Source organism: Aldersonia kunmingensis (assembly GCF_001646865.1).
Taxonomy (GTDB): Bacteria; Actinomycetota; Actinomycetes; order Mycobacteriales; family Mycobacteriaceae; genus Aldersonia; species Aldersonia kunmingensis.
Genome location: NZ_LRRB01000081.1, coordinates 76,632 through 85,007, shown reverse-complemented (window position 1 = coordinate 85,007; position 8,376 = coordinate 76,632). Strand labels below are relative to the sequence as shown.

Genomic DNA, 8,376 nt, shown 5'->3' with positions numbered 1-8,376 from the left:
GAAGGTCTGACCGTGGATCCGGCCGGACGGCTATACGTCACCGACCTCATCTTCGGGCGGGTGTATCGCGTCGATGCGCCGGGCGCGCCGGCGGTTCCGGTCGCGACCGTTCCAGGTGGGTCGGGCGCCGGCGCGCTGGCCTGGGCGCCGGACGGCACCCTGCTGGTCGGTTTTGGTGCCGACCCGCGCGTCATCCTCGGCGACTCGTTGCGTCCCGGCGCCATCGCGAAACTCGACATCGCTACCAACCGCCTCACCCCGTTTGCCGCCGGGCTCAGCGCCGCGGACGGCATGGATGTCGCTCGCGATGGAACGATCTACGCCACCAACGATTTCGGGCAATTGGTGGGTCGGGTCTATTCAAACGGAGCCGTCGCAGCTGACTGGGCGCGGTTGCCGAGTGCCAATGGCGCCGTGCTCGGAGCCGATGACACCTACCTCTACGTGTCGCGGACGTTCGCCGATCCGGGCGTGAGCCGGATCCCGCTTGCGAACCCGGTTGCGGCGGAGTCGCTGCTCACCTTCACCGGCGGAGAAGTCCTGTCGGCACCGGACGGGCTGACCCTCGATTCGCGCGACCGTCCGGTAGTGCCGCTCAATGCGGCCGGCCAGATCATTCGGGTTGACGGCCCGAACCGGTATTGCGTGCTCGCCAGTGGCCTTCCGTCATCGAGCGTGCTCAGCTACGGCCGCGGGACGACGGGATTCGCGCAGGGCCATCTCTATCGCGCGGGCTTCGACGGCGCCATCTACGAGATTCCAGGCGGCTTCGACCCGCACGCTCGCACCGCAACGCCCTAACCTCTCGTTTCGGTCACTTGTGCGGTCTCTGATCACTATTCTCGAAGGCGATCTGGATCAATTACGCATCACGTGCGGGTGATCGATTCTCCCTACCCGCGAGGTGGCGTTGTGCACGCCTGTTCCGCATGTGCGGATGAGTTGCTGGGGCGGTTAACGAAAACACCGCTGCGGTCGGCGCTTTCGGCAATTGAGACCGGTCGACAACCGAAAAAGGTGATCAGGTCATGAAGCTTCGTCCGTCGCGTATCCGTGCGCGGTTCGCGCCGATGGTGTCCGCGGTCGTCGTCGCGGTTTCGGCCGGCACCGCGGCGCTGCTCGGCAGCGGTACCGCGAATGCCGGTCTCGACAACTGGACCGTCATCGAGACCCCGAACGGCTACTCGATGGAGGTCCAGCAGTGGGACACGAGCCTGCAGTTCGTGCCCCCACTGGATCGAAACCCGCTGACCCGCGAATGGTTCCAGGACGGCAAGACCGCTTTCGTGGTCCGTGGCAGCAAGGCCAGTAGCTTCTCCGGCACGATCACGATGGGCTACCAGGTCGGTTACCCGTTCAGTCCGACCGGCCAGATCAACCTGAATTACTCGACGCCCGGGATCGACTCCAGGCCCCCTCCCGGCGAGGGCATTCAGCTGAAGAACCTCATACCCACCGCCGGTTTCGCCCTTTCGGTCGGGTATGGGCCGGGCGTCCAGGTCTTCGAGGTTGCCAGCGGCGACGTGTCCGGCGCGGGCGGCTCGTTCGTCGTGCACGGCGTGCACTGCACCGTTACCGGCGTCATTGGCAGCACGAACATCCGCCCATTCGTCACATTGACGAGTTCGAAGGGCGACTCGGTGACGACCTACGGCAAGATCTGGGAGAACTGAGCCGCGTCAGTCGTTGGCGTGTAGGGCGGCGTTGAGCTCCACGCCGCCGCCCTTCCACGGCACGACCTCGACCGCGCCGGACACCGAGTTGCGGCGGAACAGCATGTTGTTCTTGCCGGACAGCGCACCGGCCTTCACGACCGTGCCGTCCGGCCCGGTGACCTTGGTGCCCGCGGTGACGTAAAGGCCGGCCTCGATCACGCAGTCGTCGCCGAGCGAGATGCCAAGGCCCGAGTTCGCGCCGAGCAGGCAGCGCTTGCCGACCGAGATCACTTCCTTGCCACCACCGGACAGGGTGCCCATGATCGAGGCGCCGCCACCCACGTCGCTGCCGTCGTCGACGACGACGCCGCCGGAGATCCGTCCTTCGACCATGGAGGTGCCGAGCGTCCCGGCATTGAAGTTCACGAAGCCCTCGTGCATGACAGTGGTGCCCGAAGCCAGGTGCGCGCCGAGCCGGACACGGTCCGCGTCGGCGATACGGACGCCCGACGGCACCACGTAGTCGACCATGCGCGGGAACTTGTCCACGCCGAATACCGTCACCGGCCCACGCGCTCGCAGCTTTGTGCGAACGGTCTCGAATCCCTCAACCGCGGCGGGACCGTAGTTGGTCCACACCACGTTGGCGAGCTTTCCGAAGATGCCGTCGAGGTTGACGCCGTGCGGCTGGACCAGACGGTGGGACAGCAGGTGCAGGCGCAGGTACACGTCGTGCGTGTCGACCGGGGGCTGCGAGATGTCGGCGATGGTCGTGCGCACCGCGACCTGGCGGACACCGCGCGCCTCGTCTTCGCCGACCAGCGCGGCGATATCGGCCGGCGCGTCGTCGATCTCGGTGGTCGCCGACTCCTCGTACTCGTCGAGCTTGGGGCTCGGGTACCAGGTGTCGAGGACGGTGCCGTCCGTCGTGATGGTGGCAATTCCGACTGCTGCTGCTCCCGTTGCGCTCACGGGAGAAGAGGTTACTGGTGGCGGGACCGGACGTCGCCCGCCACCCGAGGCGCATGCCCTACATCAACAGGCTGAGCAACATCACGAAGACCAGACCGGCCACCGACAGAACTGTCTCCATGATCGACCACGTCTTGATCGTCTGGCCGACGCTGAGTCCGAAGAACTCCTTCACCAGCCAGAACCCGGCGTCGTTGACGTGTGAGAAGAACAGCGAACCGGCACCGACGGCCAGCACCACCAACGAGGTCTCGCCCGAGCTCATGCCCTCCACGAGGCCGGCCATGAGGGAGGAGGCGGTGATGGTGGCGACGGTCGCGGAGCCGGTCGCGAGGCGGATGAGCACCGCGAGCACCCACGCCAGCAGAATCACCGAGATGTTCGCATCCTTCGCCCAGTCGGCGAGCAGGGTGCCGATGCCGGTATCGATGAGCACCTGCTTGAACCCACCACCGGCGGCGACGATCAGCAGGATCCCAGCGATTGCCGGCAGCGCGGATTCGACGCACTTGGAGATCTCCGCCTTACCCATGCCGGAGCCGCGGCCGAGCGTGAACATCGCGACGATCACCGCGATGAGTAGCGCGATCAGTGGAGTGCCGAGGATGTCCCACACCTGGCGCAGCGGCTGATCCTCGTCTTCGATGAAGATGTCCACCATCGCCTTGCCCATCATCAACACGACGGGCAGCAGGACACTGAACAGCGTGATGCCAAACGAAGGGCGGCGCGGGAGATCCTTTGCGAAGGCGTCCGCGTCGAAGGTGGTCGGCGGGGGCACGTTGACCCATCGGCCGGCGACCTTGCCGAACAACGGGCCGGCCAGGATCAGCGTCGGGATCGCGACGACCACGCCGAGCGCCAGTGTGATACCGAGGTCGGCGCCGAGCGCGTCGATGGCGATCAGCGGACCGGGATGGGGCGGCACCAGTCCGTGCATGACCGAGAGGCCCGCCAGCGTCGGAATTCCGATCGTGACGATCGAGACTTCGGCGCGCCGCGCGACCAGATAGATCACCGGCATCAGCAGCACGAGCCCGATTTCGAAGAACATCGGCAGGCCGATGATCGCGCCTACCAACGCCATTGCCCACGGCAGCGCGCGCACCGATGCGTGCCCGATGATCGTGTCCACGATCTCGTCCGCGCCACCGGAATCGGCGAGCAGTTTGGCGAACATCGCGCCCAACGCGATAAGAATGCCGACTCCTGCCGCGGTGGAACCGAAGCCCTTCGCGAACGACTCGAGGACGGTTTGGGGGTTCTCGCCCGCGAGGATGCCGACGGTCAGGGCGCCGAAGATCAGCGCGAGGAACGGGTGCAGTTTCGCGACCGTGATCAGCACAACGATGACGGCAATGCCCACCAGTGCCGCGACGATGAGCTGCCAGCCTGCGGCAACCGGCTCGACCATGTCGGTGGCTGCGAGTGTGGCGGTGGGGGACATCAGTTCTCCTCGGACGTTGCGGTACCGGCGAGATAGGCGGTGACGATGTTGTCGACGCTCTGATCGACGTCGACGAGCAGTCCGCGCTCATCCGCGGCGAGCGGCTCGAGCGTGTTGAACTGCGAGTCGAGCAGGGACGCGGGCATGAAATGTCCGGGTCGGCTGGCCTGGCGGCGTTCGATCACGTGCCGCTCACCGTGCAGATGCAGGAATTCGAGGTCTGGGCAATAGCTGCGCAGCCGGTCCCGGTAGGACCGCTTCAGGGCAGAGCAACTCAGTACTGCGCCATCCGGATGTGCGTCCAGCCAGGCCCCGAGAGCGTCCAGCCAAGGCAGGCGGTCCACATCGTCGAGGGGATGACCGGCGGTCATCTTGGCGATATTGGCCGGCGGATGGAAGTCGTCGGCGTCGGCGAACGGCACGCGCAGCCGCTGCGCCAGCGCCGCTCCGACGGTGGACTTGCCGGAACCGGATACACCCATGACGACGAGTTCTCGCATCGCAGCACTCCTTCAGAACTGTGGTTGCCGTCACATCATGGAACGAATAGTCCTACTTTTGCAACTAGATCTCCGAAATACATCGATTCTTTATCTGGATCGATGAACTGATGAGATGATGATTCCGTGACCGCAACCGTGAATGTCGGGGAATTGCACGGCAGCGTGGTGGCCGCGCTTGGTACAGGGATCGTCTCCGGCCGCCTCGCGATCGGTGACGTGATCACCCTCGATGGCATCGGCGCCGAGTACACCGTGTCCCGCGGCGTCGCTCGGGAAGCGATCCGCGTCCTCGAGTCGATGGGCCTTGTCGCGTCGCGGCGACGGGTTGGCATCACGATTCAGCCGCGCGAGCGCTGGAATGTCTTCGATCCGCGGGTGATCCGCTGGCGCCTCGATGCCGGTGACCGCGCGGCGCAGTTGGCGTCGTTGTCGGAGCTGCGGCGCGGCTTCGAGCCGATTGCCGCCGCACTCGCCGCACGGCGCGCAGACGGACACCACTGCCGGATTCTGGCGGCCGCGGTCTCGGACATGGCAGTGCATGCCCGCAGCGGTGATCTCGAGCAGTACCTGCTCGCGGACAAGATCTTTCACAAGACACTGCTCGAGGCGAGCGGCAACGAGATGTTGCGCTCGCTCTACGACGTCGTGGCCGAGGTGCTCACCGGCCGCACGCACCACGGGATGATGCCCACCACGCCGAATCCGGTGGCCGTCGATCTGCACGACGAGGTCTCGCGGGCGATCCGCCGCCGCGACGCTGAGGGAGCCGAACGGGCGATGCGGGCGATCATCGACGAGGCCGCCTCCGCGGTTGGCGGCGAACGAACTCAGCGGCCCACCCCACCGGAAGCTGGGTACAAGCAGGGCGGCAGCGGTAAGCCCGAGGGCCGCGGACGCGGCGCATAGGGTGAACGGCGTGACCGCACTCGATCTGCACGCCGACCCCGTAACGCTGACCGCCGCGCTCGTGGACATCGCGAGCGAATCGCACGACGAGGCCGTGATCGCGGACGCCGTCGAGGCGGCGCTGCGCACGCAGGCCCCGGGGTTCGAGGTGGTCCGCAATGGCGATGCCGTCCTGGCCCGCACCAACCTCGGTCGGCCGAGCCGAGTGATCCTCGCCGGTCACCTGGATACGGTGCCGATCGCGGACAACGTGCCGAGCACGCGTGCGCTGCTCGACGGTGCAGAGGTGATGTACGGCTGCGGTACGGCCGACATGAAGTCGGGCGACGCGGTGTTCCTGCACCTGGCCGCAACGATCGCAGAGCCGGTGCACGACATCACCCTGATCATGTACGACTGCGAGGAAATCGCGGCCAAGTTCAACGGGCTCGGCCGAATCGAGCGCGAGTTGCCGGAGTGGCTGCGCGGCGACGTGGCGGTGCTCGGCGAACCATCGGACGGCTGGATCGAGGCGGGCTGTCAGGGCACGCTGCGAATGCGGGTGCGCACCAAGGGCACTCGCGCCCACTCCGCCCGTTCGTGGCTGGGCGACAATGCGATTCACCGGCTCGCTCCGATCCTCACCCGGCTGTCCGAGTACTCGGCGCGCTCGGTGGACATCGACGGCTGCGTGTACCGGGAGGGTTTGTCCGCAGTGCGCATCGAGGGTGGTGTCGCCGGCAATGTCATTCCCGATGCGGCCGAGCTCGACGTCAATTTCCGCTTCGCGCCGGACCGTTCGATCGATGAGGCGACCGAGCATGTGCTCGAGGTGTTTGCCGGGCTCGACGCCGAAATCGAGCGCACCGATGCCGCGTCCGGCGCGCTGCCGGGCCTGAGCGCTCCGGCCGCCGCGGACCTGATCGCCGCCGCCGGCGGCGAGGTGCGGGCCAAGTACGGCTGGACCGACGTGGCGCGGTTCGCGGCCCTCGGGATCCCTGCGGTGAACTACGGCCCGGGCGATCCGAACCTCGCGCACAAGCGTGACGAGCACGTGCGCATCGACCGGATCATCGACGCTGAGCGGGTGTTGCGCGGCTACTTGACCGCCTGAGAATCGTCCGTGCAACGGCGGCATCCGAGTCCTGGCGCGGAGACCAAACCGGAAATGTGGCGAAGGCGAGCACACCGCACAGGCCAAGCGTCTGAACGACGATGTACGACGTCACGCCGCCCTCGTGCACAACATTGCCGATGATCATCGCCGCGAAGGCGAGGGAGAATGCCGCGATTGCCCCGGCGGTCCAACCGTCGATCCGGCCTCGCGGCGGCTGGGCATGACGAAGTCTCGCGATGTGGTCCATGGATCGATGTCCCCGTCGAGGCGCGGCCGCGCGTGCAGCATGAGGAAGTAGAAGGCGCTGCCCCATATCGCCTGCCATGCCATGTCGGCGAGGGGCCAGCCTTCCCAGAACTGGAACATGATGAAATCGGTGTCCCAGGTCCACCACACCACGTGCCGCAGATTGCCCTCGATGATGTACGGAGCATCGAGGAAGATCATGAACAGACCGCCGGTTATTGCTGCCTGCCAATTCTTTTCGATGCCAAGCGCCTCGACGACCTTGAATCCGACCGTGAAGATCACCGGGTAGAACAGCGTGACGTAGAGCGGCATTGCCGTGGTGCCGGCGAAGAGTGGGATCGCGGGGAAGTTCAGCATGATCGCGAAATCGCCCTGCAGGTACATATTCAGCGTTGCCATCCCAGCAAGTTCCAACACGATGCCGTAGACGAGCGCGCTGGCCAAGACGAATGCGTACATCCGTGTGCCACGGCGATATTGGCGGACCGCGTTGATCACCGCGGCGACGAACAGCGCCAGGATCAGCGTGTCGTACACGTTCGTCTGCCACGGAAGATCGAACGGGTCGTTGATGATGACCGGGCTCATCGCGTGCTGCCCGATCGTCCGACCGAGTACCAGCGGGCCGCGCTGTTGGGATCTTCGTCGTAGCGCTCAAACCAGCGCTCGGCAAGGACTGGAAGTCTTTCGTCCGCTGGATCGAATCTCGGGCCTTGCGAGCGCACGAGTCCGACGATCATGGCAACCAATTCGCGCTTCGGCACACCGTCGTACGTGGCTTGTCCAGGCTCTTGTAGTCGCTTGGCCACTTGGCGCGACTCACGGATCGTCTTGAACGACACGCCTTCCGGCAGGAGCGCGGCGATGTCGCCACCATCCTCGGCGGGCACGTGCGCCTTGAAGCCGCGGATGACGATGCGCATGATCTCGTTGAGGTGCTTGACCACGCTCGGAATGGTCTTCGCCCGATATCGGTAGTCGTTGTGGACGGCGTTGTAGACGACCAATGCAGAGCTGCGGTGTTCCATCTCCTCGACGAAGTGCCAGATGAAGAGTGACGAAACGCGCTCATCTCCCGGCCGGAACAGCTTGTCCTCGTGATCGAGGAACACCTTGAAGTACGGCGTGAACGTCGCCTCCACGATGGCCGGGTATGCGAGCCGCCACTCCAGGGATTTGGTCGCGGTGAGCTGGTCGTACGAGGCGATGACTTCATCGACAGTCTCCTGAAGCCCTGGCCACCGCCGGACCAGAGCGCGGATATGACTGCGATGCGCCGCCGAATGCTGGGCTTCCTGACGTAGGTACAGGTCGGCTTCCTCGGCGTCAGCGGGATTCGGCATGAGCGGTATGGCCTCACGCGTCGCGTCGACGATGAACTTCTCGAATCCCGGCGCGAAGAACGAAACAAGATTGCACTGCACCGCAAATGCCGGCCGCTCGGGATTCCAGTTGAACGGCACGTCGGCGCCGGAGAAATCGAAGCGCACGCGCCGGACCTGTAGATCGCTCATCGTCCAGTCCTTCGGCCGGCAGTCATACACTTTT

9 protein-coding genes are annotated in these 8,376 nt (G+C 65.6%); 4 read left to right on the top strand and 5 right to left on the bottom strand.

Features of this window, described 5'->3' with window-relative positions:
- Together A8G08_RS06295 and A8G08_RS06290 are read left to right on the top strand one after the other, a co-directional pair.
- Window positions 1-801: SMP-30/gluconolactonase/LRE family protein (locus tag A8G08_RS06295; protein WP_068271632.1), on the top strand; the 801-nt coding region annotated here is incomplete at its 5' end.
- 227 nt (window positions 802-1,028) lie between these two features.
- Entirely contained in the window at window positions 1,029-1,673 is a 645-nt protein-coding gene (locus tag A8G08_RS06290; RefSeq protein WP_084435981.1) for an MspA family porin, read from the top strand.
- A gap of 6 nt (window positions 1,674-1,679) precedes the next feature.
- On the opposite strand, the gene dapD is transcribed toward A8G08_RS06290, so the two are convergent.
- The 3 genes from dapD to A8G08_RS06275 are packed head-to-tail and all read right to left on the bottom strand — an operon-like array spanning window position 1,680 to window position 4,574.
- The gene (gene dapD, locus A8G08_RS06285) at window positions 1,680-2,627 is read right to left on the bottom strand and encodes a 2,3,4,5-tetrahydropyridine-2,6-dicarboxylate N-succinyltransferase (protein ID WP_068271589.1); all 948 of its coding nucleotides are present in this window, start codon (window positions 2,625-2,627) and stop codon (window positions 1,680-1,682) included.
- Window positions 2,628-2,685: 58 nt separating this feature from the next.
- Complete coding sequence (locus A8G08_RS06280; RefSeq protein WP_068271588.1) at window positions 2,686-4,074, bottom strand: GntP family permease; 1,389 nt, start codon at window positions 4,072-4,074, stop codon at window positions 2,686-2,688.
- Entirely contained in the window at window positions 4,074-4,574 is a 501-nt protein-coding gene (locus A8G08_RS06275; RefSeq protein ID WP_068271587.1) for a gluconokinase, read from the bottom strand. Before A8G08_RS06275 ends, A8G08_RS06280 begins: the two co-directional genes overlap by 1 nt.
- A gap of 126 nt (window positions 4,575-4,700) precedes the next feature.
- Between A8G08_RS06275 and A8G08_RS06270 the strand changes: the two genes are divergently transcribed.
- Entirely contained in the window at window positions 4,701-5,483 is a 783-nt protein-coding gene (locus A8G08_RS06270) for a FadR/GntR family transcriptional regulator (protein WP_084435980.1), read from the top strand.
- A gap of 10 nt (window positions 5,484-5,493) precedes the next feature.
- Window positions 5,494-6,576 carry a succinyl-diaminopimelate desuccinylase gene (gene dapE / locus A8G08_RS06265; protein WP_068271627.1) on the top strand — a complete coding sequence of 361 codons (1,083 nt, stop codon included), beginning with the start codon at window positions 5,494-5,496 and terminating at the stop codon, window positions 6,574-6,576.
- A gap of 144 nt (window positions 6,577-6,720) precedes the next feature.
- On the opposite strand, the gene A8G08_RS06260 is transcribed toward dapE, so the two are convergent.
- Complete coding sequence (locus tag A8G08_RS06260; RefSeq protein WP_068271583.1) at window positions 6,721-7,416, bottom strand: hypothetical protein; 696 nt, start codon at window positions 7,414-7,416, stop codon at window positions 6,721-6,723.
- Window positions 7,413-8,342 (bottom strand): metal-dependent hydrolase, encoded by a 930-nt coding sequence (locus tag A8G08_RS06255; protein WP_068271582.1) that lies wholly within the window; start codon window positions 8,340-8,342, stop codon window positions 7,413-7,415. Before A8G08_RS06255 ends, A8G08_RS06260 begins: the two co-directional genes overlap by 4 nt.
- Window positions 8,343-8,376: the final 34 nt, after the last annotated feature.

Bases quoted from the DNA above. Each gene is read 5' to 3' on its own strand.
- A8G08_RS06290 (WP_084435981.1), top strand. From the start codon at position 1,029: ATGAAGCTTCGTCCGTCGCGTATCCGTGCGCGGTTCGCGCCGATGGTG.
- A8G08_RS06275 (WP_068271587.1), bottom strand. From the start codon at position 4,574: ATGCGAGAACTCGTCGTCATGGGTGTATCCGGTTCCGGCAAGTCCACC.
- A8G08_RS06260 (WP_068271583.1), bottom strand. From the start codon at position 7,416: ATGAGCCCGGTCATCATCAACGACCCGTTCGATCTTCCGTGGCAGACG.
- A8G08_RS06280 (WP_068271588.1), bottom strand. From the start codon at position 4,074: ATGTCCCCCACCGCCACACTCGCAGCCACCGACATGGTCGAGCCGGTT.
- A8G08_RS06255 (WP_068271582.1), bottom strand. From the start codon at position 8,342: ATGAGCGATCTACAGGTCCGGCGCGTGCGCTTCGATTTCTCCGGCGCC.